Source organism: Mycobacterium sp. NGS41, assembly GCF_059812725.1.
On sequence record NZ_JCALDF010000003.1, the window covers coordinates 140,734 to 165,935 of the forward strand.

26 protein-coding genes and 3 tRNA genes are annotated in these 25,202 nt (G+C 64.6%); 17 read left to right on the plus strand and 12 right to left on the minus strand.

All coding sequences use genetic code 11. The annotated features are described in order from the left end of the window. Positions 1 to 2 precede the first annotated feature (2 nt). The 4 genes from AC5Y21_RS04495 to AC5Y21_RS04510 all read left to right on the plus strand — a co-directional run bounded on the left by AC5Y21_RS04495 (position 3) and on the right by AC5Y21_RS04510 (position 3,607). Positions 3 to 767: a class I SAM-dependent methyltransferase gene (locus tag AC5Y21_RS04495; RefSeq protein WP_499909829.1), complete on the plus strand. Its 765-nt coding sequence runs from the start codon at positions 3 to 5 to the stop codon at positions 765 to 767. A 352-nt stretch (positions 768 to 1,119) separates the two neighbouring features. After that, the gene (gene cynS / locus AC5Y21_RS04500) at positions 1,120 to 1,581 is read left to right on the plus strand and encodes a cyanase (RefSeq protein ID WP_499909831.1); all 462 of its coding nucleotides are present in this window, start codon (positions 1,120 to 1,122) and stop codon (positions 1,579 to 1,581) included. After that, complete coding sequence (locus tag AC5Y21_RS04505) at positions 1,578 to 2,576, plus strand: patatin-like phospholipase family protein (RefSeq protein ID WP_499909833.1); 999 nt, start codon at positions 1,578 to 1,580, stop codon at positions 2,574 to 2,576. The genes cynS and AC5Y21_RS04505 overlap by 4 nt, the downstream gene beginning before the upstream one ends. Continuing rightward, a complete protein-coding gene (locus tag AC5Y21_RS04510; RefSeq protein ID WP_499909835.1) occupies positions 2,573 to 3,607 on the plus strand; it encodes a patatin-like phospholipase family protein in 1,035 nt (344 codons plus the stop codon). Before AC5Y21_RS04505 ends, AC5Y21_RS04510 begins: the two co-directional genes overlap by 4 nt. A 52-nt stretch (positions 3,608 to 3,659) precedes the next feature. Here AC5Y21_RS04510 and AC5Y21_RS04515 read toward each other — a convergent pair whose 3' ends face one another. The 3 genes from AC5Y21_RS04515 to AC5Y21_RS04525 all read right to left on the minus strand — a co-directional run bounded on the left by AC5Y21_RS04515 (position 3,660) and on the right by AC5Y21_RS04525 (position 6,071). Next, complete coding sequence (locus tag AC5Y21_RS04515) at positions 3,660 to 4,355, minus strand: crotonase/enoyl-CoA hydratase family protein (protein ID WP_499909837.1); 696 nt, start codon at positions 4,353 to 4,355, stop codon at positions 3,660 to 3,662. Between the two features lie 76 nt (positions 4,356 to 4,431). Continuing rightward, positions 4,432 to 5,262: a DUF8453 domain-containing protein gene (locus AC5Y21_RS04520; RefSeq protein WP_499909839.1), complete on the minus strand. Its 831-nt coding sequence runs from the start codon at positions 5,260 to 5,262 to the stop codon at positions 4,432 to 4,434. A gap of 92 nt (positions 5,263 to 5,354) precedes the next feature. Then, complete coding sequence (locus AC5Y21_RS04525) at positions 5,355 to 6,071, minus strand: MBL fold metallo-hydrolase (protein ID WP_499909841.1); 717 nt, start codon at positions 6,069 to 6,071, stop codon at positions 5,355 to 5,357. Positions 6,072 to 6,170: 99 nt separating this feature from the next. On the opposite strand from AC5Y21_RS04525, the gene AC5Y21_RS04530 reads away from it, so the two are divergent. The 12 genes from AC5Y21_RS04530 to rplA all read left to right on the plus strand — a co-directional run bounded on the left by AC5Y21_RS04530 (position 6,171) and on the right by rplA (position 11,294). Further along, positions 6,171 to 6,386 (plus strand): type II toxin-antitoxin system VapB family antitoxin, encoded by a 216-nt coding sequence (locus AC5Y21_RS04530; RefSeq protein WP_499909843.1) that lies wholly within the window; start codon positions 6,171 to 6,173, stop codon positions 6,384 to 6,386. 104 nt (positions 6,387 to 6,490) lie between these two features. Beyond that, positions 6,491 to 6,563 (plus strand) — tRNA-Thr (locus AC5Y21_RS04535). A gap of 65 nt (positions 6,564 to 6,628) precedes the next feature. Further along, positions 6,629 to 6,702: transfer RNA gene (locus AC5Y21_RS04540), tRNA-Met, on the plus strand. 61 nt (positions 6,703 to 6,763) lie between these two features. Next, positions 6,764 to 6,931: a 50S ribosomal protein L33 gene (gene rpmG, locus AC5Y21_RS04545; protein ID WP_067231004.1), complete on the plus strand. Its 168-nt coding sequence runs from the start codon at positions 6,764 to 6,766 to the stop codon at positions 6,929 to 6,931. Positions 6,932 to 6,977: 46 nt separating this feature from the next. Beyond that, complete coding sequence (gene hadA, locus AC5Y21_RS04550) at positions 6,978 to 7,457, plus strand: (3R)-hydroxyacyl-ACP dehydratase subunit HadA (RefSeq protein WP_499909845.1); 480 nt, start codon at positions 6,978 to 6,980, stop codon at positions 7,455 to 7,457. After that, positions 7,444 to 7,872 (plus strand): (3R)-hydroxyacyl-ACP dehydratase subunit HadB, encoded by a 429-nt coding sequence (hadB, locus tag AC5Y21_RS04555; protein ID WP_499909847.1) that lies wholly within the window; start codon positions 7,444 to 7,446, stop codon positions 7,870 to 7,872. The genes hadA and hadB overlap by 14 nt, the downstream gene beginning before the upstream one ends. 3 nt (positions 7,873 to 7,875) lie before the next feature. After that, positions 7,876 to 8,376: a (3R)-hydroxyacyl-ACP dehydratase subunit HadC gene (hadC, locus tag AC5Y21_RS04560; protein ID WP_499909849.1), complete on the plus strand. Its 501-nt coding sequence runs from the start codon at positions 7,876 to 7,878 to the stop codon at positions 8,374 to 8,376. Between the two features lie 171 nt (positions 8,377 to 8,547). After that, positions 8,548 to 8,620: transfer RNA gene (locus AC5Y21_RS04565), tRNA-Trp, on the plus strand. Positions 8,621 to 8,724: 104 nt separating this feature from the next. After that, the gene (gene secE / locus AC5Y21_RS04570; protein WP_499909853.1) at positions 8,725 to 9,234 is read left to right on the plus strand and encodes a preprotein translocase subunit SecE; all 510 of its coding nucleotides are present in this window, start codon (positions 8,725 to 8,727) and stop codon (positions 9,232 to 9,234) included. A gap of 31 nt (positions 9,235 to 9,265) precedes the next feature. Further along, entirely contained in the window at positions 9,266 to 9,985 is a 720-nt protein-coding gene (nusG, locus tag AC5Y21_RS04575) for a transcription termination/antitermination protein NusG (protein ID WP_499909855.1), read from the plus strand. A 51-nt stretch (positions 9,986 to 10,036) separates the two neighbouring features. Continuing rightward, positions 10,037 to 10,465, plus strand: a complete 429-nt coding sequence (rplK, locus tag AC5Y21_RS04580; protein WP_499909857.1) for a 50S ribosomal protein L11 — start codon at positions 10,037 to 10,039, stop codon at positions 10,463 to 10,465. A 118-nt stretch (positions 10,466 to 10,583) separates the two neighbouring features. Continuing rightward, positions 10,584 to 11,294, plus strand: a complete 711-nt coding sequence (gene rplA / locus AC5Y21_RS04585; RefSeq protein ID WP_499909859.1) for a 50S ribosomal protein L1 — start codon at positions 10,584 to 10,586, stop codon at positions 11,292 to 11,294. Between the two features lie 202 nt (positions 11,295 to 11,496). Here rplA and AC5Y21_RS04590 read toward each other — a convergent pair whose 3' ends face one another. The 9 genes from AC5Y21_RS04590 to AC5Y21_RS04630 form a co-directional block, all read right to left on the minus strand. After that, on the minus strand, positions 11,497 to 12,714 hold the full coding sequence (locus tag AC5Y21_RS04590; RefSeq protein ID WP_499909861.1) for an RNA polymerase sigma factor: 1,218 nt from the start codon (positions 12,712 to 12,714) through the stop codon (positions 11,497 to 11,499). 7 nt (positions 12,715 to 12,721) lie between these two features. Then, positions 12,722 to 13,423, minus strand: a complete 702-nt coding sequence (locus AC5Y21_RS04595; protein WP_499909864.1) for a YciI family protein — start codon at positions 13,421 to 13,423, stop codon at positions 12,722 to 12,724. Positions 13,424 to 13,519: 96 nt separating this feature from the next. Then, the gene (gene mmaA4 / locus AC5Y21_RS04600) at positions 13,520 to 14,416 is read right to left on the minus strand and encodes a hydroxymycolate synthase MmaA4 (protein ID WP_499909866.1); all 897 of its coding nucleotides are present in this window, start codon (positions 14,414 to 14,416) and stop codon (positions 13,520 to 13,522) included. A gap of 99 nt (positions 14,417 to 14,515) precedes the next feature. After that, the gene (locus tag AC5Y21_RS04605) at positions 14,516 to 15,397 is read right to left on the minus strand and encodes a cyclopropane mycolic acid synthase family methyltransferase (RefSeq protein ID WP_499909867.1); all 882 of its coding nucleotides are present in this window, start codon (positions 15,395 to 15,397) and stop codon (positions 14,516 to 14,518) included. A 150-nt stretch (positions 15,398 to 15,547) separates the two neighbouring features. Beyond that, positions 15,548 to 16,411 carry a cyclopropane mycolic acid synthase family methyltransferase gene (locus AC5Y21_RS04610; RefSeq protein WP_499909868.1) on the minus strand — a complete coding sequence of 288 codons (864 nt, stop codon included), beginning with the start codon at positions 16,409 to 16,411 and terminating at the stop codon, positions 15,548 to 15,550. Positions 16,412 to 16,567: 156 nt separating this feature from the next. After that, on the minus strand, positions 16,568 to 17,428 hold the full coding sequence (locus AC5Y21_RS04615; protein WP_499910174.1) for a cyclopropane mycolic acid synthase family methyltransferase: 861 nt from the start codon (positions 17,426 to 17,428) through the stop codon (positions 16,568 to 16,570). Between the two features lie 90 nt (positions 17,429 to 17,518). Next, on the minus strand, positions 17,519 to 18,451 hold the full coding sequence (locus AC5Y21_RS04620) for an alpha/beta fold hydrolase (protein ID WP_499909870.1): 933 nt from the start codon (positions 18,449 to 18,451) through the stop codon (positions 17,519 to 17,521). Beyond that, positions 18,451 to 19,797 carry an ABC1 kinase family protein gene (locus AC5Y21_RS04625; protein ID WP_499909872.1) on the minus strand — a complete coding sequence of 449 codons (1,347 nt, stop codon included), beginning with the start codon at positions 19,795 to 19,797 and terminating at the stop codon, positions 18,451 to 18,453. The genes AC5Y21_RS04620 and AC5Y21_RS04625 overlap by 1 nt, the downstream gene beginning before the upstream one ends. Before the next feature lie 120 nt (positions 19,798 to 19,917). After that, on the minus strand, positions 19,918 to 20,853 hold the full coding sequence (locus AC5Y21_RS04630) for an alpha/beta fold hydrolase (RefSeq protein ID WP_499909875.1): 936 nt from the start codon (positions 20,851 to 20,853) through the stop codon (positions 19,918 to 19,920). A gap of 118 nt (positions 20,854 to 20,971) precedes the next feature. On the opposite strand from AC5Y21_RS04630, the gene AC5Y21_RS04635 reads away from it, so the two are divergent. Then, positions 20,972 to 25,183, plus strand: a complete 4,212-nt coding sequence (locus AC5Y21_RS04635) for a glycoside hydrolase family 38 N-terminal domain-containing protein (protein WP_499909877.1) — start codon at positions 20,972 to 20,974, stop codon at positions 25,181 to 25,183. Positions 25,184 to 25,202: the final 19 nt, after the last annotated feature.

The window sequence follows — 25,202 nt, forward strand, 5'->3', positions numbered from 1 at the left end:
CGGTGGCCGAGGTCGTGAGGGGCGAACACCGGGGCGACTACGGATACGACGGATCCTTCAAGACCATCTCGGCGGGGACGCAGCTGGCTGCCGTCGCGGCCGGCTCTGCCGGTTTGCTAGTGGCGGCGGGTGTCAGCCTGGCCCGCGGCAACCGGCTCAGGGCGACCGCGATTGCGGCGTTGGCGGTCGACATGGTTGCGACCGCGGCCTGGTACATCTACGCGACGCGGTCGGGCAAGTTCCGGGTGTGGGACCGCATCCTGGACGACCTGCGGCTGCGTGGCGACGAGACGGTGCTCGACCTCGGATGTGGGCGTGGTGCGGTGTTGCTCGCCGCGGCCAAGCGGTTGCCCCGGGGGCGAGCGATCGGCGTCGATCTATGGCAAGCCGACCAGACGGACAATTCATCGCAGGCCACCTTGAGCAATGCCAAGCTGGAAAACGTCGCCGATCGCGTCGAGGTGCATACCGCCGGCATGACCGCACTGCCGTTGGCCGACGAGAGCGTCGACGTGATCGTCAGCAGCCTGGCCATCCACAACATTCCGACTCGCGCCGGCCGACGACAGGCGCTTCGTGAGGCGATTCGGGTACTGCGGCCGGGCGGTCGGCTCGCGATAGCGGACCTGTGGGAAACCCGGCAACATGCCGACCATTTGCGGGAACTGGGCTGGCGAAATGTGCGGCGCCGCAACCTCGGATGGCGTATGTGGTATGGCGGGCCGTGGTTTTCCACACGTCTGGTCAGCGCGACGAAACCGGACTGAGGGCGGGGAGTTCACAGGCGCCACAGGCAGCACGTTGGCCTCAGAAAGCACTGTCCCGCAGCACTATTCGATTTGTCTACCTCCGCGCGACAATTCATGTCGGTGGAGTGCCGGTGATGAGTTGTCGCGCGGAGGCGGACATACCTAGATGTGCGGCAGCATTCGTAGACCCGGGTTTTGGATGTGAATCGTTGGCTTTGGGCGTGAATCCACGGCTTTGGGTGTTAAGCGTGGGCGAAAATTTCGCGCCGACTCCGCCCCACGCTCACGCCGAAAGCCCTCAGGTCACACTGAACGCCCTAAACTCACACTGAAAGTCGTCAGTACAGTCGCCAACATGCATGCTGGATTCATGAACAGAAACGAGATCACCGAACAGATCGTGGTCGCCCGCCTGGCCAGAGGGCTGAGCTGGCAGGAGTTGGCCGATGCCGTCGGCAGGCCCCTCGTATGGACTACCTCGGCGTTGCTCGGCCAGCACCCGATACCTGCCGAACTCGGCAAGGTCTTGGTCGAAATGCTGGATCTCGACGAGTCGGCCGTACCGGTGCTGGCCGCAACGCCTATGCGCGGCGGACTGCGCAGCGCGGTACCTACCGACCCGACCATCTACCGTTTCTATGAAGCGCTTCAGGTGTACGGCGGGGCGCTCAAGGAGCTGATCCACGAGCAGTTCGGCGACGGCATCATGAGCGCCATCAACTTCAGCGTGGACCTGCAGAAGAAACCGCATCCGTCGGGCGACCGCGTCGTGGTGACCTTCGACGGGAAATTCCTTGCCTACGACTGGGTTTCGGCGGAGAGCCAACAATGACCACCGCGCTCAAGGCGGATCTGGTGCTGTCCGGTGGCGGTGTGAAGGGGATCGGGCTGTCGGGTGCTGTCGTCGCGCTGATGGACGCCGGCTACGAGATCCCGCGCGTCTCCGGCACCTCAGCCGGCTCGGTCGTCGGCGCGATTTTGGCCGCCGGCTTCGGTCAACTGACGCCAGAGGAAGTCAAGCGGCTCACCATGACGGTGCCCTACCGCAAATTCCTCGACCCAACACACATCACTGGGATCCCGATACTCGGCCCGGCCTGGGGTCTGCTCAGCGAAGAAGGTATCTACAAAGGCGATTTCGCGCACGACTGGATTCGGACTCAACTGAAAAACCTTGGTGTCAGCACCTTTGGCGATCTTGCGTTGCGGGACGACACCCTGCTGCCGGAACGGCGCTACCGGCTGGTGGTCACCGTCGCCGATGTGACCACGGGCCAACTGGTGCGGTTGCCGTGGGACTATCGTCGCGTCTACGGTCTCGATCCCGATGAGCAGCCGGTTGCAGACGCGGTGCGCGCCTCGATGTCGATTCCGTTCTTCTTCCACACCGTCAAGCTGACCAGTGCCAGCGGGTTGACGTCCACACTGGTCGACGGTGGAGTGCTGTCGAACTTTCCGATCGACTCGTTCGACCGGCCCGACGGCAAAACGCCGCGCTGGCCCACGTTTGGGGTGACACTGCTGCCCAATCTTCCGCAGGGCAATGACAAGGTGATCCCGGCGCTGGCGCCGCTGCATTGGCTCGGCGGGCCGACGCTGTTGGAGGACGTGCTCACCACGATGATCGTCGGCCGGGATCAGGCGTACCTCAACCAGCCGTGGGTCAGCGCGCGGACAATCCGCGTTGATTCGACCGACGTCGGGTTCCTCGACTTCGACATCAAAAAGGAGCAGATGGAGGCGCTCTACCACCGGGGCTACGACGCGGCCGAGGCGTTCCTGTCCAGCTGGAACTGGACGCAATATCTCGAACGCTTCCGCAGATGAGTGGGAAGAAGGGAAGTTCGTTGGCTGACGATCCGAAATACGCCGACCTCATCCTCTCCGGCGGAGGTGTCAAGTTCATTGGCCTGGTGGGTGCGATCGTCAGGTTGATGGAGGAGGGATATTCGTTCCAACGAGTGTCCGGCGTCTCAGGCGGCTCGGTGGTCGCCGCGATCGTCGGGGCCGCGTCCAAAGACGATCAGCTGACCAGTGAGCAGGTCAAAGAACTTGGATTGTCTGTGCCGCTGCGCAAATGGCGCGACGCCGCGCCGATCCCGTTGCTAGGCCCAGCGCTGGGCCTGCTGCGGGACAGTGGCTTGTACCGCGGTGACTTCGCCCACGACTGGGTTCGGGGCGAGCTAAAGAACTTGGGCGTCACCAAGTTTGGTGATCTGGCCATTGACGACGACAATCTCCTCGAGGAGCGGCGCTACCGGGCGGTGGTCACCGTCGCCGACCTGACGACCGGACAGCTCGTTCGGTTGCCGTGGGACTACCGCCGCGTATATGGTCTGGACCCGGACGAGCAGCTCGTCGCCGACGCGGTACGCGCTTCGATGGCGATCCCTTTCTTCTATCGCCCGGTGACCTTGCGCAGCGCCGATGGGGTGACGTCCACCCTGGTCGACGGTGGCCTGCTCTCGACCTTTCCGATCGACTCGTTGGATCGGCCGGACGCGAAACCGCCACGCTGGCCGACGTTCGGGATCACCGTGGTTCCCAAGCTCTTCGAGGGCATCGAGAGTGCCCTCCCGGGGTTGCGGCCGCTGCGGCGTCTTGGGCCACCGACGTTGCTGGAGAAGCTGATATTGACCATGGTGCTTGGTCACGATCTGACTCGCCTGAATGAGCCGTGGGTCAGCGCTCGCGCCATCCGGGTGGTTTCGACCGAGGTCAGTGCACTGGACTTCAATATCTCGAGAGAGCGTCTTGAGGAGCAGCACGACAGGGGCTATGCGGCTGCGCAAGAGTTCCTGTCGACGTGGGACTTTCCTGCATACCTCAAGCGGTTCCGTCGTTACCAGGGCGTCTAACGGCGATCGCGAGCGCGGCGGAGCCGGGTGCGGCGGGTCGTCGCCATTGGACCTAGAGGCCGAACTCGGCTTCTATCCCGTCGATCCCGGCGCGGATGGCCTTCAGCGCGTCGGCACGAGCGCGCAACTTGGTCGCGACATGGGCCCGCTGGTTGAGACCGGCGAATTCCTGTGCGGCTTCTTCGGCGCGGCTGCGCACCATCTCGGGCAGCACGATCTCGTCGACGAAGCCTGCGGCGAGCGCGGTTTCACCGAAGAACGTCTTGGCCAGTCCGGCGGCTTGCTGGTATGCCGACTGCGTGAGCCGCAGCTTCATGATCTCGAGGGCGGCATAGGGGATCGTCATGCCGATCGCGACTTCGTTGGCCTGAATGTTGTACGCGTGAGCGGCCACCCGGTGGTCACCGGAGGACAACAAAAAGGCTCCCATCGCGATGGCGTGGCCGGTGCACGCCATCACCACCGGCTTCGGGTAGGACAACAGGCGATAAGACAGCTCGAAGCCGCCCCTGAGCATGTCGATCGCGGGCTGGACCTGGCCGGAGGTAAGGATTTTCAGGTCGAACCCACCGCTGAAAACCCGTTCGTTGCCCGAGATCACCAGGGCTCCGACGGCATCGCTGTCGGCCTGGTCGATCGCGTCGTTGAGCGCCTGCTGCATGGTTGGGCCCAGCGCGTTGACCTTGCCGTCGTCCATCCGGATGACGGCGATGGAGTCCTTTTTGGTGTAAATGACCGGGCCGCTCATGGATACTCCTTCGCTTGTCCCTCGCGCCGCTTTCGGCGGTGCGCCTCGCCGAACACCACGCGCGGGCGGACCACCGTCACACGCGCTGGTTGCGATGCTTGCCCAGTTGATCTTCGGCAGCACCCCAACGCAGGTTGACGTCGGTCGGATGGTCGAGCTGCCGGATGCGCCACCGGTCCTGAGTTTCCTGAACAGCGGCATTGATTCGCTCGATCTCGCTGCGGAACACCTCGGGACGTGTTTCCTTGCTTGCGTAGTGGAAGTAGGTCAGCAGGCTGCGCAGCAGTTCCAGCTTCTGCTTCTCCCGTTTCGCCAGATCATGCGACGTCATCAACTCGATGCGCTGAACGGGCGGCAGGGCATCCCAGTCCAGCACGACGTTCGTCTCCAGGGGTTTCCGCGGCCGCTTCCAGAACCGCCACCCCTTCGGTTGTTCGGGGCGGTCGTAGTAGATGACGGACCCCTCGAATCGGGACTCGATGGCGTTGCCGATTTCGGCGCGGTCGAGCGCGGAGTCCCACACCATCCGCCACTCCTGGCCGGGCGCCAGCGTGGGCAACTCGCGGGGGAGCTGGAGTTCGATGACGTCGGCGTAGCCGTCGGAGGCGTTTTCGTATGCCGCCACGGTCGGTGGAGTCGGAAACGAGAACCTGATGTCGTAGGCGGCGGTCCGGCCGAAATTGCGGACCACCACTTCGATCACATGCCAGTCGGTGACGTGCGGTTCCATCATCATGCCGACATAGGGCCGGATCTGCTCAGCGGCCAGTTGACGGTTGCGCTGGATCTGATAGTTGGTGAAGACAAGCGCGACGATGCCGAGCGCGAGCGCCGCCCACACCGACCACACCAGCCAGGCGTTCGACCCAAAGTCAGTGGCTCCGCGCCAGCCCTGGACCCACCCCATTGAATTCACCTTCCGCTTATACCACAGTTAACCTGGGTCCGAAATTCGCTGAAAATCGCTGAAACGAAGGCTGAGACGCCCTCAACCGCTCATCAGCCGCCCATCAACATTCGCCACTGATCGAGGTTTCCGGCGCGATAGACGTAGTTGGAACGCTTGACGTCCGACAAAGACGCGCTGGGCTCGGCCGAATACCAGTGGCCCGGAAACACTGTCGGGTCACCGGGAAGCTGGGCGAGTTGCTGCAAGCTGCGGTACATCTCGTCGACGTCGCCACCCGGAAAGTCGGTGCGGCCGCAGCCCTCCAGGAACAGCGTGTCGCCGGCGACCAGTCGTCCGTCCAGCAGAAAGCACTGGCTGCCGGGCGTGTGGCCGGGAGTGTGCAGCAGCTCGATCTCGATGTCGCCGATGCTCACCGTGTCGTGGTTCTCATGCGCGGTCAGGTCGCCGAGACCGATTCCGGTGACCCGCGAAACCCAAAGTGCCTCATGAGTATTCACATGCACAGGCACAGGCTTGCGGTCCAGCAACTCGGCCAGGCCCTTCAGCTCGAACCCCATCATCGACCCACCCACATGATCGGGGTGATGATGGGTCACCAGCACCCCGGACAGGTGCATGCCGTCGGCCTCGAGCGCGTCGACCAGATCACCGGCGGCGTATGCGGGATCGACCACCACACAGTCACCGGTCTGACGGTCTCCGATCAGGTAGGCGAAATTGCGCATTTGCGTCGCGAACATGTCGCCAGCGGCGAAATCGCGCCCGGAAAGCAGTTGACGGAAGTACAGCCGGTCCGAATCTGACACCCACTCAGACTATGACCTGGGAAATCGACCCAAGGTTTCGGGCACGTCATCAGGTCAACGGCACTCTAATGACATCGACTGCGGAGGTATTGTCTGGCCATGCTCCACAAGGTTGAGATCGAGGTTGACGACGATCTGGTCCAAGAGATCATCCGGCGTTACCGCGTGCTCGACACGCAAGGCGCCGTTCATCTCGCGTTGCGATCCCTGCTCGGGTTGGCGGGTGAAGGGACCATTGGCAACGTGGACGAGGAGTTCGACGACTTCTCCGATCCGGAAGCGTGGGTCAGGCGGCCCGGCGACGACGCGCGCTGATTACCGCTTTGCCACAGCGGCCCGTGGCTGTGGTTTGGTTACGTTGCGCGCCAGGCTGTACCCTCTTTTAGGCCCGCGGCACGACTGGTCGCTACGGGTGAACGGCCCCCTTAGCTCAGTCGGTAGAGCGTTTCCATGGTAAGGAAAAGGTCAACGGTTCGATTCCGTTAGGGGGCTCGGCGGACGCCGAGCAGGCGGGTGGCCCCAACCCACGGTGCGCGCCGAACAAAGGGGTGGCCAGAGGCGATGTAGCTCAGTCGGTTAGAGCGAACGACTCATAATCGTTAGGTCGCCGGTTCGAGTCCGGCCATCGCTACAAGAAAACAACGACGACACAACAACGACTACGTGCGAGACAGACCCGAGAGAGAACCGTCATGGCTTCCAGTACCGACGTGCGGCCGAAGATCACTTTGGCATGCGAGGTGTGCAAGCACCGCAACTACATCACCAAGAAGAATCGCCGCAACGATCCGGACCGGATGGAGTTGAAGAAGTTCTGCCGCAATTGCGGCAAGCACCAGCCGCATCGCGAGACACGGTAGCGCGCCCACCGCGTTTACTCAGACTGACTAGGTAGGTTCTAGAGCTGTGGCTTTGAGCGCAAAGATCGTCGGGATGCACTATCGCTATCCCGATCATTACGAGGTGGAGCGGGAAAAGATCCGCGAGTACGCGGAGGCCGTGCAAAACAATGATGGCGCATTCTTCACGGAGGACGCGGCCGCCGAACTCGGCTACAAGGCGCTGCTGGCTCCGTTGACGTTCATCTGCGTATTCGGTTACAAGGCACAGTCGGCGTTCTTTCAGCACGCCAACATCGCGATCCAGGACGCGCAGATCGTACAGGTCGATCAGGTGCTGAAAATCGAGAAGCCGATAGTGGCCGGTGACAAGCTCTACTGCGATGTCTACGTGGATTCGATGCGTGCCGCACACGGCACCGAGATCGTCGTGACTAAGAACATCGTCACCAACGATGCCGGTGACATTGTGCAGGAGACCTACACGACCCTGGCGGGCCGTGCCGGTGAGGACGGAGAAGAGGGATTTTCTGATGGCTCTGCGTGAGTTCAGTTCGGTGCAGGTTGGGGACAAGCTTCCTGAGAAGAGCTACCCATTGACCCGCCAGGATCTGGTGAACTATGCCGGTGTTTCCGGTGATTTGAACCCGATCCACTGGGACGATGAGATCGCCAAGGTCGTCGGGCTGGACACCGCGATCGCGCACGGCATGCTGACGATGGGCATAGGCGGGGGCTACGTCACGTCGTGGGTCGGGGACCCTGGGGCCGTTACCGAGTACAACGTGCGGTTCACCGCGGTGGTACCGGTGCCCAACGACGGTAAGGGCGCCGAACTTGTGTTCAGCGGCCGGGTGAAGTCCGTCGATCCGGACAGCAAGTCGGTGACCATCGCGCTCACGGCCACCACTGGGGGCAAGAAGATCTTCGGGCGGGCTATTGCGTCGGCGAAGCTGGCGTAGGGAATGGCTCTCAAAACCGACATCCGCGGCATGAGCTGGCAGTACCCGGACTACTTCGAGGTGGGCCGCGAGCAGGTTCGCCAATTCGCGCTATCGATCAAATGTGACGATCCGGCCTGCTTCGACGAAGCCGCGGCCGCCAAACTGGGCTACAGCAGCCTCCTTGCACCGATAACCTTCGTGACGATTTTCGCGAAGCTTGTCCAGAACGATTTCTTTCGGAACGTCGATCTGGGCATGGAGACTATGCAGATCGTCCAGGTCGACCAGAAATTCGTTTTCTACAAGCCGGTGTGTGTCGGCGACAAACTTCGCGCCCGCATGGACATCCATTCGGTGGACGAGCGTTTCGGCGCCGACATAGTCGTCACCAAAAACATCTGCACCAACGAGGATGGCGAGTTGGTCTTGGATGCCTACACCACCCTAATGGGGCACGAGGGTGACAACTCCATCCAACTCAGATGGGACAAGGAAACCGGTCAGGTCATCAAGACCGCGTGATCAATATCGGATTTCCTGCGCTTACGTGCCATCTAGTACACTCGGACCTCGGGGTTTTCCCAGCATCTGCGCGCTTTCCGTGAGTCGACCGAGCGGAGAGCGCGCGCGTCATGTAAGCCCCGGCACACGAGGGTTGGCCAGGCCGGACGGGATACGTCCTGCCAACCGCGAAGGGGCGTAGCTCAACTGGCAGAGCAGCGGTCTCCAAAACCGCAGGTTGCAGGTTCAAGTCCTGTCGCCCCTGCTGACCGAGAAGACGTGACATGGTGGACACTGGGAGAAGTGACCGTCCGGACCCGATTGGACAGACACGGCCCAGGGGATAGCTAGCGAACAAAGGAGCACGCGGTGAGCGACGAAGGCGACGCTGCCGACGAAACCGTCGCCGACGGCGGTGAGACTCAGGACGGTGCCGGAAGCGGTGGCCGGACGGCTCTCGTGACTAAACCTGTGACGCGGCCGCAGCGCCCCACCGGCAAGCGGTCCCGCCAGAAGGTGGCCGACGCGGACGTCGACGCCGACGCCGACGCCGACAAGGAGTCTGGCGACGTCAAGGTCGCCAAAGAAGAAAAGACCAAGAAGTCCGCCAAAGCCGGCGCCGGCAAGGACAAGTCGGGCCAGAAATCGGCGAAGGCAAAGAAGTCGAAGAAAGCGGGCGCCAGTTCGGCTAACCCGATTATCTTCGTCTACAACTACCTGAAGCAGGTAGTTGCCGAGATGCGGAAGGTGATCTGGCCGAACCGCAAACAAATGCTCACCTACACCTCAGTGGTGCTGGTGTTTCTGGCCTTCATGGTGGCGCTGGTCGGGCTTGCCGATTTCGGCCTGGCCAAGCTGGTGCTACTGGTGTTCGGCTGAGGCTTGAGAGTGACAGAGAGGACTGCAAACCGTGACTACCTTCGACGGTGACACGTCCGCGGGTGAGGCGGTCGACGTGCAGGATGCCGAGCAGGTCGCCGAGGCTCCGGAGGCTCCGGCCGAGGAACTGGACCCCGCCGCCGCGCTCAAGGCAGAGCTGCGCAGCAAGCCCGGTGACTGGTATGTGATTCACTCCTACGCGGGTTACGAGAACAAGGTGAAAGCCAACCTGGAAACCCGGGTGCAGAACCTTGACGTCGGCGACTACATCTTCCAGGTGGAGGTGCCCACCGAAGAGGTCACCGAGATCAAGAACGGCCAGCGCAAGCAGGTCAATCGCAAGGTGCTGCCCGGCTACATCCTGGTGCGCATGGATTTGACCGACGACTCGTGGGCCGCGGTGCGTAACACGCCGGGGGTCACCGGGTTTGTCGGTGCGACGTCGCGCCCGTCGGCGCTCACGCTGGACGATGTGGTGAAGTTCCTGTTACCGCCTGGAGCGACGAAGAAGGCCGCCAAGGGTGCGGCCAGCACCGCTACCGTCGCCGAGGCCGGCGGCCTGGAACGTCCGGTTGTCGAGGTCGACTACGAGGTGGGCGAATCGGTGACGGTCATGGATGGACCGTTTGCCACGTTGCCCGCCACGATCAGCGAGGTCAACGCCGAGCAGCAGAAGCTCAAGGTGCTGGTCTCGATCTTCGGCCGCGAAACGCCGGTGGAACTCACCTTCGGCCAGGTCTCCAAGATCTAGCCCGTCGCGCAAGCCGCACCAGGCCAAACCAAGGAAGGACATCAACATCTCATGGCCCCGAAGAAGAAGGTCGCCGGGCTGATCAAGCTGCAGATCCAGGCGGGACAGGCCAACCCTGCGCCGCCGGTCGGCCCCGCGCTCGGCCAGCATGGCGTCAACATCATGGAGTTCTGCAAGGCCTACAACGCCGCTACCGAGAACCAGCGCGGCAACGTCATCCCGGTGGAGATCACGGTCTACGAGGACCGCAGCTTCACGTTCACGCTCAAGACGCCGCCGGCCGCGAAGCTGCTGCTGAAGGCTGCGGGCGTGGGCAAGGGTTCGGCGGAGCCGCACAAGACCAAGGTCGCCAAGGTCAGCTGGGATCAAGTTCGCGAGATCGCCGAGACGAAGAAGTCCGATCTCAACGCGAACGACATCGACGCGGCCGCCAAGATCATCGCCGGCACCGCTCGGTCGATGGGCATCACCGTCGAATAGTTACGAACCCGTGGGAGGGCCAGCTTCGGCCCGCCGTCGGACGACGATGCAGGCCGTCAATGGCCTGAGGAGGAGTCCGACACATACCGACCACGACCCAACACAGATTGGACAGTCAATGAGCAAGGACAGCAAGGCATACCGCACGGCCGCCGAAAAGGTGGATCGCGCCAACCTCTACACCCCCTTGCAGGCGGCCAAGCTTGCCAAGGAGACGTCGTCGGCCAAGCAGGACGCGACCGTGGAGGTGGCGATCCGGCTCGGTGTCGACCCGCGCAAGGCCGACCAGATGGTCCGCGGCACGGTCAACCTGCCGCACGGCACGGGTAAGACCGCGCGGGTGGCGGTGTTCGCGGTCGGCGAGAAAGCCGAGCAGGCCGAGGCGGCCGGTGCGGACATCGTCGGCAGCGACGACCTGATCGAGAAGATTCAGGGCGGATTTCTGGACTTCGACGCCGCGATCGCAACGCCCGACCAGATGGCCAAGGTCGGCCGCATCGCCCGGATCCTGGGTCCGCGCGGGCTGATGCCAAACCCCAAGACCGGCACCGTCACCCCGGACGTCGCCAAGGCCGTGAACGACATCAAGGGCGGCAAGATCAACTTCCGTGTCGACAAGCAGGCCAACCTGCACTTTGTCATCGGAAAGGCGTCGTTCGACGAGAAGAAGCTGGCAGAGAACTACGGCGCCGCGCTCGACGAGGTGCTGCGGCTCAAGCCGTCGTCGTCGAAGGGCCGGTATCTGAAGAAGGTCGTCGTGTCGACGACGACGGGGCCGGGTATTCCGGTCGACCCGTCGGTCACCCGCAACTTTACTTCGGAGGGGTAGTCAGCGGCGCCTCCGGCGCCGCGGGCGTAACCGACTGGCGCCTCGGCGCCGTGAACGTCACACCTGCCACACGCGTCTCTGGCCGGGACGGACACACCTGAGTCCAGCTATGAGCGACACGTTAGTTGTCGCGCATAGGTGGACTCAGCAGACACGTCTTTCGTCCAGAGGCGCATGGGGCGGATGTGACAGGTGAGGGTAGCTACCCGCCGCACTCTGCGATGCGCCGACGCAGGAAGTCGCGACCGGGCTCGGATCCGTTGGACTCCAACGCCGCTCGGTACCAGGTGACAGCCTCGGCGCCCCGCCCCGCCCGTCGCAAAAGGTCAGCGCGCACCGACGCAGCAAGATTCGACCGGGTTAGCCGGGGATCGTGCGCCACCTTCTCCAATGCGGCCAGGCCGGCATCGGGCCCATCGCGAAAGCCGACCGCCAGCGCGCGGTTGGCCCGCACCACCGGCGAGTCGGTCAGCTGCAACAGCCGGTCGTATGCGGCGCAGATCGCGGCCCAGTCCGTCTCCTCCCAGGACGGCGCGGTCGCGTGCAAGGCGGCGATCACCGCCTGCGGCAGGTACGGCCCGGTCGACCCCTGGGCCCGCCGCAGCCGATCCAGGCCGCGGCTGATCCGACCACCGTCCCAGCGCCGACGGTCCTGCTCCTCAAGCGGCACCAGCGCCCCAGCACTGTCCACTCGGGTGAAACGCCGCGAATCATGCAGCAGCACAAGCGCCGCCAAAGCGTGCGCCTCCGGCTCGTGCGGCATCAGCGAGCACAGCTCGCCGGTCAGCCGCACACCCTCGTCGCACAGTTCGTCCCGTATGGCCGACGGGCCGGCCGTCGACCAATAGCCCTCGGTGAACACCGAGTAGATGCAACCGAGCACGTGTGGTGTGCGCTCTGGCAGCAGTTCGGCGGGTGGCACCCGCAGCGGGATGTTGGCATGGCGGATCTTGTTTTTGGCCCGGGTGATTCGCTGACCGACGGCGCTCTCCGCCTGCAGTAGCGCACGGGCGATCTCGGCGACGGTCAACCCGGACACCAGCCGCAGCGTCAGTGCCAGTTGCGACTGCCGGTCCAGCGCGGGGTGCGCGCAGGTGAACATCATCCGCAGCTCGTCGTCGCGAACCGGATGCGGGTCACTGTGTTCGGTACGTGCCCTGATATCGTCCACGGCAGCCGCCAATTCCTTTCCGGGGCAGGCAGATTCGCGGCGCAGCCGATCCCGTGCGCGATTGCGCGCGACCGTTACCAGCCACCCGCCGGGATTTTCGGGCATCCCGTCGCGGGGCCAGGCCCGAAGAGCCTCGGCGCAGGCCTCCTGGACAGCGTCTTCGGCGACGGTGAGGTCGCCCGACCATCGGGCCAGCGCGGCCACGGCCGGGCCCCACTCGCGCCGGAAGACGCCGCTCAGGTCGGTCATCCCGGGCCTACAGGTGGGAAACTCCAGCCAGCTGGCGCAACTGCACGGCCGAAGCGGGAATCATCGCGGCCAATTTGACCGCCTCGTCACGATCGGTGGCGGTCAGCAGATAGAAGCCGGTGGCAATCTCGGCTCCTTCTGCGTAGGGCCCGTCGGTCAGCAGCACCTGACCGTCGCGCACGCGTACCGTCGTCGCCGTTGCCGGCTCGTGCAATGCGGCGCCACCGACAATGTGATCGCCTGCGGCAGCGGCGAATTCACCGTGTCGCGCCGCTTCCGCTTGCCATTCCGGTGTGCCCGGCGTGTGTACGGATGCGGGCGGTTCCTGTAGCAGCGCCAGCCATTGGCCACTGCCCGAGCGCGTCCATTCGGAATCGAACACGTGGTAGGTGGGCCGAACCTCGATCGTGCCGTAGGTGGCGACCGGGATATCGCGCGCCAGAGCCAGTGCCTCGTCGAGGTTCTCCGCTTCGAACACGTAGTAGCCGCAGGCCACCTCGGCGCCTTCGGGGAATGGGCCGTCGGTGACAAGCGGCGCGTTCGCACCGCCGGTGATCCGTACCGCGGCCGCCGCGGGTGTCAGGGCGTCGCCGGCCCGGATTGCCGACGCGGCCTTCGCATGAAAGCTGTCGAATGCCGCCATCATGGAGTCGCGTTCGTCAGGTGTGAGTTCCGGCTCTCGGCTGATCAACAGCGCCAAGTACTGCATTTGTGGTCACCTCCGATAGTGAGCGAAACCCTGTGTCCCACTCTCTACCTATCCGACGAACGGCGCGCCCACAATCCGACACCCGCATCCGACAAATTAAGCAGCGGCCCCTGGCTTGAGGTAGCTCACCAAGCTGCAGTCGAGCATCTCGTCGGTGAAGTAGTGTTCGCAGCCGCGCAGGTACTTCATGTAGCGGTTGTACACCTCTTCAGAGGTGACCTCGATGGCCTTCTCCTTGTTGGACTCCAACGTGTCGCCCCAGATGTGCAGCGTTTTGATGTAGTGCGGCCGCAGCGAAAGAGCTTCGGGGACAACGAAACCAGCCTTTTCGCCGTGTTCGACCATCATCGCGGTGGAGGGTAGCCGGCCGCCCGGGAAGATCTCGGTGATGATGAACTTGATGAATCGGGCCGTCTCGAAGCTCAACTTCTTACCACGTGCGGCCATCTCGAAGGGGTGATAGCTGACGCTGCTCTGGACGGTCATCCGGCCGTCCTCGGGCATGATGTCGAAACACCTCTTGAAGAAGTCGTCGTAGTTCTCGTGCCCGAAGTGCTCGAAGGCCTCGATCGACACAATCCGGTCGACGGGTTCGGCGAAATCCTCCCAGCCGTACAACCGCACCTCGCGCGAGCGGTTGGTGTCGATGCCGTCCAGCACCTGCTGGCAGCGGGCGTGCTGGTTCTTCGACAGGGTCAGCCCGACGACGTTCACGTCGTACTTCTCCACGGCCCGCTTCATTGTGGTGCCCCAGCCGCAGCCGATGTCCAGCAGCGTCATGCCCGGCTTGAGGTCCAGCTTGCTCAGGTTGAGGTCGATCTTGGCGTACTGCGCCTCCTCGAGCGAGATGTCCGGCGGCTCGAAGTAAGCGCAGCTGTAGGTCCGGGTCGGATCCTGGAACAGAGCGAAGAAGTCGTCGGAGACGTCGTAGTGCGCCTGGATGTCTTCGGAGCGCGTCCGCGTTTTCGTGGGGCCCGGTTGGTTATCGGCCATTGTCGTTGTGTTCTCCCGGATGATCTTTCACTACTTGAGCGCACACACGCTTCGTTGGTGTGACGTGCGACCATACCCATTATTCAATGTGTCGCTTGACTACTTCTCCAAGGTGAAGTGGTTGCAGTCGACGTAGCCCATCCGGAACGTCTTGGCGCAGCCGGTCAGGTACTTCATGTATCGCTCGTAGACCTCTTCGGACTGAATCTCGATGGCTTCGTCCTTATGTGCTTCCAGGGCCTGCGACCAACAGTCAAGCGTTTTGGCGAAGTCCTTCTGCAGCGACTGGACCCGGGTCACCTTGAAACCGACCTTCTTCGAATGTTCCTCGACGGACTCGATCGTCGGCAGCCGACCGCCGGGGAAGATGTCGGTCACTATGAACTTCATGAACTTGGCCATGTCCATTGTCAAAGGTATGCCGCGCTCGATGACCTGCTTCACATGTAAACCCGTGATCGAGTGCAGCAGCATCACACCGTCGTCTGGCAGGGCCTCGTATACCAACTTGAAGAAGTCGTCGTAGCGGTCGAAGCCGAAGTGCTCCAGCGCTTCGATGGTGACGATGCGGTCCACCGGCTCGTTGAACTCGCACCAGTCATTCAGCAAGACCCGGTGTGAGCGGTTTGTATCGATTTCATCGAGCACTTGCTGGCAGTAAGCGTGCTGGTTTTTGGAAATGGTCAGGCCGACGACATTGACGTCGTACTTCTCGATGGCGCGCTTCATCGTCGAACCCCAGCCGCAGCCGATGTCGAGCAGCGTCATGCCCGGCTCCAGCCCCAGCTTGTCCAGCGCGAGGTCGATCTTGGCGATCTGTGCCTCTTGCAGAGTCATGTCATCGCGTTCGAAGTACGCGCAGCTGTAGGTGAGTGTCGGGTCTACGAACAGCGCGAAGAATTCGTTCGAAATGTCGTAGTGCGCCTGGACGTTCAGGTCGTTCGGCCGTGTGTCTGTGATGCCCGCTGAGTTGTTAGACATCGGTCCTCCCACTGTGACGGGCGCCTTCCCGAAGGGTCCGTACTCGGCACCCTACAACTCGCAGGGCATATCCCTGGCATTTGCGGTCCGTTGCCGCCGGATTTTTGGACCGCGATTTGCCAGGCATCGCTCTGACCGGCAACACCGCCACTACTTCTCCAGGGTGAATTGATTGACGTCGATGTAGCCGGCGCGGAATGAGTTGGCGCAGCCGGTCAGGTACTTCATGTATCGCTCGTAGACCTCTTCGGACTGGATCTCGATGGCCTCGTCCTTGCGCGCCTGCAGCGCCTCCGCCCACAGGTCAAGGGTTTTGGCATAGTGCGATTGCAGCGACTGGCGCCGGGTTAACCGGAAACCCCACTTCGACGAGTGCTCTTGCACCATCTCGGTCGACGGCAGCCGGCCCCCGGGGAAGATCTCGGTGAGGATGAACTTGGCGAAACGGGCCATCTCCATCGTCACCGGCAGACCGCGCTCGGCCATTTCCGGTCCCGAGAGTGCGGTGATGGTGTGCAGCAGCATCACGCCGTCGGTGGGCAGAATGCCGTGGGCCATCTTGAAGAAGTCGTCGTAGCGGTCGAAGCCGAAGTGCTCGAACGCGCCTATCGATACGATTCGGTCGACAGGCTCGCTGAACTGTTCCCAGCCGCCCAGTACGACCCGCCTGTCGCGCGGGCTATCGATGGCGTCGAACGATTTCTGCACGTGGGCGGCCTGATTATTGGACAACGTCAGGCCAACGACGTTGACGTCATACTTCTCGATCGCCCGCCGTATGGTGGCACCCCAGCCACAACCGACGTCCAGCAGTGTCATACCGGGCTGCAGGTGCAGCTTGCCCAGCGCCAAGTCGATCTTGGCGATCTGCGCCTCTTCTAGCGTCATGTTTTCGCGCTCGAAATATGCGCAGCTGTAGGTCTGGGTCCGGTCCAGAAATAGGCGGAAGAACTCGTCGGATAGATCGTAATGCGCCTGCACATTGGCGAAGTGCGGCGTCAGCTTGGCGGCCATGGCCTTGTGTATGCCTTCCTGGACCTCATCGGCCCCTCGGTGCCTGGGCGATGCGCACCGAAATACAAGCCCCCCAATGCATCTAGGAGTATGTTATCCGACGCAGCACCGCACCGCTAAACCGTGTTGGAGTTCTCCCAGTTCAGAAGGGTGTCGCTATTTTGTCAGCGTGTACTGGGCGACGTTAGACAAGCCTTTGCGGAAGAGGTTCGCGCAGCCTGTCAGATAGCGCATGAAACGGTCGTAGACCACTTCGGATTGGATCGCGATGGCGAGTTCGCGATTAGCCTCCAGGTTGGCTGCCCAGTTGTCCAGTGTCCGCACGTAATGCTCCTGCAGGTACTGGATTTTCTCGACTGTGAACCCTGCGGCCCGAGAATTGTCGACGATATCGGCTTCGCCGCACATCCCGCCGCCGGGGAAGATCTCGGTCGCGAGAAAGCGAAGGAACCGCAAATCGCTCATCGTCACCGTGATGCCATGGTCCCGCCAGTACGTCTGTGGGTGGGTAAAAATGCTGTGTAGCAGCATCCGGCCGTCATCGGGAAGGATGTCGTAGGAGCGTTCGAAGAACAGTGGCCAACGTTCCGCTTTGAACGCGTCGAAGGCCTCGAAGGTGACGATCCGGTCGACCTTCTCGTGGAACTCTTCCCAGCCTTGCAAGCGGGCCTCGGTGCGCCGCGACGTCGGGATCGCAGCCAGCCGAGCTTTGCTGCGCTCATAGTGGTTTCGGCTGAGCGTGATGCCGATGACGTTGACGTCGTACTTCTCGACCGCGCGGACGACTGCCCCGCCCCACCCGCACCCGACGTCGAGCACCGTCATCCCCGGCTCGAGGTTCAGCTTGTCCAGAGCCAGGTCCAACTTCGCGAGCTGCGCCTCTTCCAGCGTCATGTCGTCACGCTCGAAGTACGCGCAGGTGTAGACCATGTTGGGGTCTAGGAACAAGCCGAAGAAGTCGTCGGAGATGTCGTAGGCAGCCTGCGACTCTTCGTAATACGGCTTCAGCTCGGTCATGTCTTTCAGCTCGGCCATATCTAGGAAACCTCCAATCCAACCGTATCAACTCCGAGCGCAGCGCGGTGCCACCGACAAGGAGACATCATCTTACTTTTCAGCCTGGGCCTTGGCGGTCGCGGCGAAATTGGTGGTCAGCTCACCAATAACGCGATCCCACAATTGCTTGGGCAAATCATGGCCCATTCCGTCAACCAACACAAAACGGGCGCCGGTGACGGCCCGGGCTATTGCACGGCCCCCCAATGGGCGCATCAGCTTGTCTGCACGGCCGTGAATCACCACCGTCGGTGCGAGGATGCGCCGGTCATAGTGCAGCAGACTGCCGCTGGCGAGGACCGCGCCGAAGTGCCGGGCGACACCCCTGGGGTAGTAGCTGCGTTCGTAGCTCTCGACAGCTTCGGCGCGGACCTGCTCCTCGGGCGCGCGGTAACCCGGACTGCCGATGATCTTGGTGACGCGCACCGCATTCTCGACGACGACGTCACGCGGCGAGTCCGGCGGCGGTCCCGTCAGCAGCGCCAGCAGTGCGCGTGGCGCGGGCGGCGGCAGGAAAGGGCGATTGTTGCTGGAGAAAATCACCGCGAGGCTCTTGGTCCGTTCGGCGAAACGCGCGGCGAAAATCTGGGCGATCATGCCGCCCATCGATGCGCCGACGACGTGGGCCCGCTCGATGCCCAGGTGGTTCAGCACGGCCGCGGCGTCGTCGGCCATGTCTTCGAGGGTGTAGGCGGCGCGGCTGGGCAGGCCGATCCAGAAGCGCAGCATCCGGGCCGGCAGCGACTGACCGCTGCTGCGACGCTCGGTCTTGCTGGACAGGCCGACGTCGCGGTTGTCGTATCGGATTACCCGCAGGCCGTGGTTGACGAGCTGCTCGCAGAAGTCGCTGCGCCACAACAGCAGCTGAGCGCCCAGCCCCATGATCAGCAGCACGGGCGGGTGGTCGAGGTCGCCCATGTCCTCGTAGTACAGGTTCAGATCGCCGTCAGGGCCAGATGCGGCTGTACCGGTGCGAACCTCCATCACGCCTCCACGTCGCTCTGATGCTCGCGGCTGACCTCCACCATGAAGTTCGCGAAATACCCCGTCAGCTCCGGATCGGACATCATCTGCCACTTCGGCGCCAGCAGCTTCATGTACCGCTCGACGTACAGGAATTGCTTGCCGATCAGCACCAGCTCGCGGGGCAGCTTGACGTCGTAGGCGTCGGCCAGCGCCGAGAGCTGCCGGCCGATGTCGGCATATGACATGTCGCCCAGGGTTTGCATGGTCAGCGGGGTGGCGAACTTCTCCAGGTCCTTGGCGGCCTGGGCCTCGGGTTTGGTGGTGCCGACGGCGCCCATCAGCACGACGATCTTGCCGGCCGCGGCATGGTCTTTCTTCACCAGCAGCGCATACACCAGCTCGCGCAGCAGCCAGCGGGTGCGGGGATCGATGCGGCCCATGATCCCGAAGTCGAAGAACACGATGCGGCCCTGGTCGTCGACGTAGAGGTTGCCCGCGTGCAGGTCGCCGTGGAACAACCCGTGCCGCAGGCCGCCCTCGAACAGCGAGAACAGCAGCGCCTTGACCAGCTCGGTGCCGTCGAATCCGGCCTTGCGGATGGCGGCGGCGTTGTCGATGCGGATGCCGTGCACCCGTTCCATCGTCAGCACCCGCTCGCTGGTGAGGTTCCAGTGCACCTGCGGCACCCGGATGTTCTTGCCCAGCGGCGACGCGTGCAGGTGGGAGACCCACGCGTCCATCGACTGCGCTTCCAAGCGGAAGTCCAGCTCTTCGGCCAGGTTGTCGGAAAAGTCGGCGACCACGTCTTGGGCGGACAGCCGGCGGCCCAGCTTGGCCAGTTCGACGGCCTGCGCGAAGCGTTTCAGGATCTGCAGGTCGGCGGCGACTCGGCGACGGATGCCCGGCCGCTGGATCTTGACGACGACTTCCTCGCCGCTTTTCAGGGTCGCGTAGTGCACCTGCGCGATCGACGCCGACGCGAACGGCTCTTCGTCGAAGGTGGCGAACAGCTCGGACGGCTCACCGCCGAGCTCCTCCACGAGCAGCTTGTGCACCTCTTGGGTATCGGCCGGTGGCACCCGGTCCAGCAGGTCGCGGAATTCGCGGGACAGCGACTCGCCGAACGCCCCGGGGCTGGAGGCGATGATCTGCCCGAACTTCACGTATGTCGGCCCCAGGTCGACGAAGGTGTGCGGGATCTCCTTGATCACTTTTTGCTGCCACGGGCCCCTGGCCGACAGCTTGGTGACGACCCGGGCGGCGGTGCGGGTGACCTGCCAACCAGTGGCGGCGACCCGGGCTGCTTCGACCGGCAACGGCACCCGGTCGAGCTTGACCACCTCGCGGTGCTTAGCGGAGCTCATTTGAGCAGTGTGCCAAATTGCGCAGGTCGTTACCGAATCGCGTGACGCCGCTCACGGGCTGGTCATGGGTCGCCGAATGCGAAATGAGCGCGAAGATCCGGCCGAGATTTCGCGTCCGTTTCACGTTCGGCGGGCGCCGCCAGACCCGAGCGCGAAGTTCTCGGTGAGGGACTCGACGATCGGCCGCCACACCGGTTCAGGAAGGTCGTGGCCCATGCCGTCGACCACCACGAATCGCGCGCCGGGGATGGCCGCGGCGACCGCGCGCCCGTTGCGCGGTCGCACCATCGGGTCCGCCGAACCGTGCAGCACCACCGTCGGCGCCGTGATCGCCTTGCTGTAGGCCAGCAGGCTGCCGGTGCCCAGCACCGCGTCGAACTGGCGCAGCATGCCGGGCGGGTAGGTGCAGCGATCTGCCAGTTGCTGCACGCGCTTGCGCAGCTCGCTGTCGGTTGGCAAGAAATTCGGCCCGTTGAACACCGCGATGTTGCGCACCTCGGCCGCCAACTTCTCCTCGGCCGAAGCGTCTTTGGCCGGCGGGTCGAACGCCAGCTTGATGACCCGCCAGGCCGGCGGCGAGGACAGCGCCTTACCGGTCGTGCACATGATGATGCCGAGCGAGGCCACGCGGGCAGGTGCGGTGGCGGCCAGAATTTGCGCGATCATGCCGCCGAGCGACGCGCCGACGACATGGACCCGCGAGATGCCCAGATGATCGAGCAGTGCGACCACATCCTGCGTCATGTCGACCAGCGTGTAGGGCACCGGGCTGGGCCTGCCCAGCAGATAGCGGCTTATCCGCCGGTAGACCGTGCCCTGAGCGCGGAGTCCGTGCATCTTCGCCGACAGCCCGGTGTCGCGGTGATCGAAGCGGATCACCCGGTAACCGGCATCGACGAAGCGTGCGCAGAAGCCGTCGGGCCACATGGGCAGCTGGGCACCGAGGCCCATGATGAGCAGCACCGGCGGGCCGGCGGGATCGCCGAGGTCCTCATAGAACAGCTCGACGGGACCGTCCGCTGTCTCACGGCGCGCGGTTCCGCTGCTGGTGAGCACGTCCTCTTTCTACCGCGGACTCGATTCGATTGTGGCGAGCAGACGCAAAGGCTCCCGAAACCGGTGCGGTTTAGGGGCTTTTGCGACTGCTCGCCAAGGGTCGCCGTAAGGTGCGGTCATGCGGGTGGTTTCCGTGCAGTCGACCGAACTGTTCGTCGGGCCGCCGGACGCGCCGCTGCAGCTCGCGCGCGTCACCGTCAACGAGTGCACCGCGACGACGCCGATCCACATCGACGGCGACGGCCTGCACGGAAAAGCCGTCGCCGAGGTCGGCGACGGCACGGTCGAGGTTCCGGTCACGGTTGACCATCCCGTCGTCGGGCAGCGGCGGGCCGCGCGGGCACACGCCGGCGGGTCGAGCCTCGCGTTCGAATTCACGGTGGCCGAGCCCGGCTGGACGATGTACATGGTCAGCCACTTCCACTACGACCCGGTGTGGTGGAACACGCAGGGTGCCTACACCAGCCAGTGGAGCGAAGACCCACCGGGACGGGCCCGTCAGACCAACGGCTTCGAACTGGTGCACGCGCATCTGGAGATGGCTCGTCGCGAGCCGGAGTACAAGTTCGTGCTGGCCGAGGTGGACTACCTCAAGCCGTACTGGGACACCCGCCCGGAGGACCGCGCCGACCTGCGCCGGTTCCTCGCCGAGGGCCGCCTCGAGGTGATGGGCGGCACCTACAACGAACCCAACACCAACCTCACCAGCCCCGAGACCACCATCCGAAACCTGGTACACGGCATCGGGTTTCAGCGCGATGTGCTGGGGGCCGATCCGGCCACCGCGTGGCAGCTCGACGTGTTCGGCCACGACCCGCAATTCCCGGGTATGGCCGCCGACGCCGGACTGACGTCGAGTTCGTGGGCCCGCGGGCCACATCACCAGTGGGGCCCGGCAGGCCAGGGATGGCCTGAAACTGGCGGAGTCGACCGCATGCAGTTCTCCAGCGAGTTCGAGTGGATTTCGCCGTCTGGTCGGGGGCTGCTCACCCACTACATGCCGGCGCACTATTCGGCCGGCTGGTGGATGGACTCGTCGACCTCGCTGGCCGAGGCGGAGGACGCCACTTACGAGCTGTTCGACCAGCTCAAGAAGGTCGCGCTGACCCGCAACGTGCTGCTGCCGGTCGGCACCGACTACACCCCGCCCAACAAGTGGGTCACCGCCATCCACCGCGACTGGGCCGCCCGCTACACCTGGCCGCGATTCGTCTGCGGCCTGCCGCGGGAGTTCTTCGCGGCGGTGCGTGCCGAGCTGGCAGAGCGGGGCGACGTGCCGTCGCCGCAGACCCGCGACATGAACCCGATCTACACCGGCAAGGACGTGTCCTACATCGACACCAAGCAGGCCAACCGGGCCGCCGAGGACGCCGTCCTGGACGCCGAACGGTTCGCCGTGTTCGCCGGACTGATGACCGGAGCCGAGTACCCCCAGGCGGCGTTTGCCAAGGCATGGGTGCAGCTCGCCTACGGCGCACACCACGACGCCATCACCGGTTCGGAGTCCGACCAGGTCTACCTGGACCTGCTGACCGGATGGCGCGACGCGTGGGAGCTGGGCAGCGCGGCGCGGGACAACTCGCTGGCGCTGCTGTCCGGCGCGGTGGATGTTCCCGACGACACGTTGTTGGTGTGGAATCCCCTGACGCACCGGCGCACCGATGTCGTCACCGCCCGGCTCGATGCGCCGCTGCACGCGCGGGTGCGAGTGCTGGACCCCGACGGCGAAGAGGTACCCGCCCATGTCGAGCACGGCGGGTGCTCGATCACCTGGCTGGCGCGCGATGTGCCGTCGCTGGGGTGGCGCGCCTATCGGCTGGTCCCAGCCGGCCGCGGGGACGCAGTCGCGGGCTGGAAACCCGCGTCGGGTACCGAGATCGTCAACGAGCACTACCGCCTGGCCGTCGACCCGGCGCGGGGCGGGGCGGTCTCGTCGCTTGTGCACTTGTCCGTCCGGGGGAGTCGTCAGCTCATCGCCGACGGCAAAGTAGGCAACGAGCTCGCCGTCTACGAGGAATACCCCTCCCACCCGACCCAGGGGGAGGGCCCCTGGCATCTGCTGCCCAAGGGGCCGGTGGTCGGCTCGTCGGAATCGGCCGCCGAGGTGAAGGCATACCGCGGGCCACTGGGTCAGCGACTCGTCGTGCACGGCCGGATCGGCACGTTGCTGCGCTACACCCAGACGCTCACGCTGTGGCGGGAGGTGGCGCGCGTGGACTGCCGCACCACCATCGACGAGTTCACCGGCGCCGACCGCCTGCTTCGGCTGCGCTGGCCATGTCCGGTGCCGGGCGCCATGCCGGTTAGCGAGGTGGGCGACGCCGTCGTCGGGCGTGGCTTCGCGCTGCTGCACGATGGCACCGAATCGGTCGACACCGCGCAGCACCTGTGGACATTGGACAACCCTGCCTACGGCTGGTTCGGGCTGTCGTCGGCGGTGCGGATTCGCCTCGGTCCCGACGCGGTGCGGGCCGTATCGGTCGCCGAGGTGGTGGCGCCTTCCGAGACGACGTCGGGGCCGCTGGCTCGCGACCTGATGGTCGCGTTGGTCCGCGCGGGCGTGACGGCCACCTGCAGCGGCGCGGACAAGCCGCGCTACGGCAATCTCGACGTCGACTCCAATCTGCCGGACACGCGGATCGTGCTGGGCGGACCGACTCGCAATGCCTTCGCCAAAGCCGTACTGGCCGAAGCCGACCCGGCGTACACCGCCGAACGTGAGCGGCAGCTGGCCAAGACCGGCTCGGCCCGGGTGTGGGTGCCGGCCGCGACTCCGTTGGCCGCGGTCTGGGTGCCCGGCGCCGACCTGCGCGCGCCGCCCGCCCTGCCGGCGCTGGTGATCGACGGCCGGGACGATGAAAGCCTGGGGGCCGCGATCGCGTCGCTGACTGACGACCTCGCCGACGCCGAGGTCTGGGTGTCGCAGGAAGCGCCCCCGGAAGCCGAACCGTTCGAAGCCCGCACCGTCGCGCTGCTCAACCGCGGCGTGCCGAGCTTCGCCGTCGACTCCGACGGCACCCTGCACACCGCGCTGATGCGCTCCTGCACCGGCTGGCCGTCCGGGGTGTGGATCGACGAACCGCGCCGTACCGCGCCGGACGGCTCCAACTTCCAGCTTCAGCACTGGACGCACGACTTCGACTACGCGCTGGTCTGCGACGACGGCGACTGGCGGCGCGCCGGAATCCCCGCCCGCAGCGCGCAGTTCTCCCACCCGCTGCGGGCGATAACCCCGCACAAGCGGGGTGGAACGCTGCCGCCGGCCGGCTCGCTGCTGCACATCGAGCCCATCGAGTCGACGGACTCGGTGCACTTGGGCGCACTCAAGGCCGCCGGCAACCCGCTGACGGCCGGCAGCGCCGAGCCGGTCGACCCCGGCGTGGTGGCTGCGCGTCTGGTGGAGACCATCGGCTCAAGCACCCGCGTCAAGATCGGCTCGCAGCTCGGCAAGGTACGTGCGCTGCAGATCGCCGACTTGCTGGAGAAGCCGCAGCGTCGCAAACGGGCGATCGACCTGCATGGCTATCAGGTCGCCACCGTGTTGGCCCGGATCGACGTGCCCAAGGTGCTTGCCGGTGCCAGCGAACTCGCCCCGCAAGCCGAGGCGGCCCAGCCGCTGTACGCGCGCTATTGGCTGCACAACCGCGGCCCGGCGCCGTATGGCGGGCTGCCGGCCGTCGCTCACCTGCATCCCGCGTCGGTGACCGCCGAACCGGGCGACGCGCTGGTGTTGCGTCTCACCGCTGCCAGCGACAGCAGTGATTACACGCTGAGCGGCGAGATCGAAGTCGTGGGCCCAGGGTGGCCGGTTACCCCCGACGTGCTGCCGTTCACGCTGTGCGCCGGCCAACACCTGGAGACCGATGTTGCGCTGACGATTCCGGCACACACCGAACCGGGGCTGTATCCGGTCCGGGCCCAGCTGTGCGTCACCAGCGACTACGTGCCGGCCGCCTGGCACCAGGTGGTCGAGGACGTGTGCGTGGTGGCCGTGGGCGTTCCCGAACACTCCGAACTGGTCTATCTGGTCGACGGGCCGGCCGACGTCGAGCTGAAGGCCGGCGACACGGCTCGCCTGGCCGTCACGGTCGGTAGCCACGCCCGGGCCGAACTGCCGCTGGAGGCACACCTGATCAGCCCGTGGGGCACCTGGGAGTGGATCGGTCCGGCCGCTCTCGGCGAGACCGTGCCGGCCGACGGCACGGTCGAACTCGGCTTCGAGGTCACCCCGCCGACGTGGGTGCAGCCCGGCCAGTGGTGGGCCCTGGTGCGGATCGGCTGCGCGGGACGGCTGCTGTACTCGCCTGCGGTGCGGGTGACGGTGACATGAGCCGCGCCGGCGACGATGC

Coding starts and splice junctions, on each gene's coding strand:
- AC5Y21_RS04610 (WP_499909868.1), bottom strand. CDS start 16,411: ATGGCCGCCAAGCTGACGCCGCACTTCGCCAATGTGCAGGCGCATTAC.
- AC5Y21_RS04595 (WP_499909864.1), bottom strand. CDS start 13,423: ATGCAGTACTTGGCGCTGTTGATCAGCCGAGAGCCGGAACTCACACCT.
- rplK (WP_499909857.1), top strand. CDS start 10,037: ATGGCCCCGAAGAAGAAGGTCGCCGGGCTGATCAAGCTGCAGATCCAG.
- AC5Y21_RS04615 (WP_499910174.1), bottom strand. CDS start 17,428: ATGACCGAGCTGAAGCCGTATTACGAAGAGTCGCAGGCTGCCTACGAC.
- AC5Y21_RS04635 (WP_499909877.1), top strand. CDS start 20,972: ATGCGGGTGGTTTCCGTGCAGTCGACCGAACTGTTCGTCGGGCCGCCG.
- hadC (WP_499909849.1), top strand. CDS start 7,876: ATGGCTCTCAAAACCGACATCCGCGGCATGAGCTGGCAGTACCCGGAC.
- AC5Y21_RS04620 (WP_499909870.1), bottom strand. CDS start 18,451: ATGGAGGTTCGCACCGGTACAGCCGCATCTGGCCCTGACGGCGATCTG.
- AC5Y21_RS04520 (WP_499909839.1), bottom strand. CDS start 5,262: ATGGGGTGGGTCCAGGGCTGGCGCGGAGCCACTGACTTTGGGTCGAAC.
- AC5Y21_RS04590 (WP_499909861.1), bottom strand. CDS start 12,714: ATGACCGACCTGAGCGGCGTCTTCCGGCGCGAGTGGGGCCCGGCCGTG.
- rplA (WP_499909859.1), top strand. CDS start 10,584: ATGAGCAAGGACAGCAAGGCATACCGCACGGCCGCCGAAAAGGTGGAT.
- AC5Y21_RS04530 (WP_499909843.1), top strand. CDS start 6,171: ATGCTCCACAAGGTTGAGATCGAGGTTGACGACGATCTGGTCCAAGAG.
- cynS (WP_499909831.1), top strand. CDS start 1,120: ATGAACAGAAACGAGATCACCGAACAGATCGTGGTCGCCCGCCTGGCC.
- mmaA4 (WP_499909866.1), bottom strand. CDS start 14,416: ATGGCCGATAACCAACCGGGCCCCACGAAAACGCGGACGCGCTCCGAA.
- AC5Y21_RS04605 (WP_499909867.1), bottom strand. CDS start 15,397: ATGTCTAACAACTCAGCGGGCATCACAGACACACGGCCGAACGACCTG.
- AC5Y21_RS04510 (WP_499909835.1), top strand. CDS start 2,573: ATGAGTGGGAAGAAGGGAAGTTCGTTGGCTGACGATCCGAAATACGCC.
- AC5Y21_RS04505 (WP_499909833.1), top strand. CDS start 1,578: ATGACCACCGCGCTCAAGGCGGATCTGGTGCTGTCCGGTGGCGGTGTG.
- hadB (WP_499909847.1), top strand. CDS start 7,444: ATGGCTCTGCGTGAGTTCAGTTCGGTGCAGGTTGGGGACAAGCTTCCT.
- rpmG (WP_067231004.1), top strand. CDS start 6,764: ATGGCTTCCAGTACCGACGTGCGGCCGAAGATCACTTTGGCATGCGAG.
- AC5Y21_RS04625 (WP_499909872.1), bottom strand. CDS start 19,797: ATGAGCTCCGCTAAGCACCGCGAGGTGGTCAAGCTCGACCGGGTGCCG.
- AC5Y21_RS04515 (WP_499909837.1), bottom strand. CDS start 4,355: ATGAGCGGCCCGGTCATTTACACCAAAAAGGACTCCATCGCCGTCATC.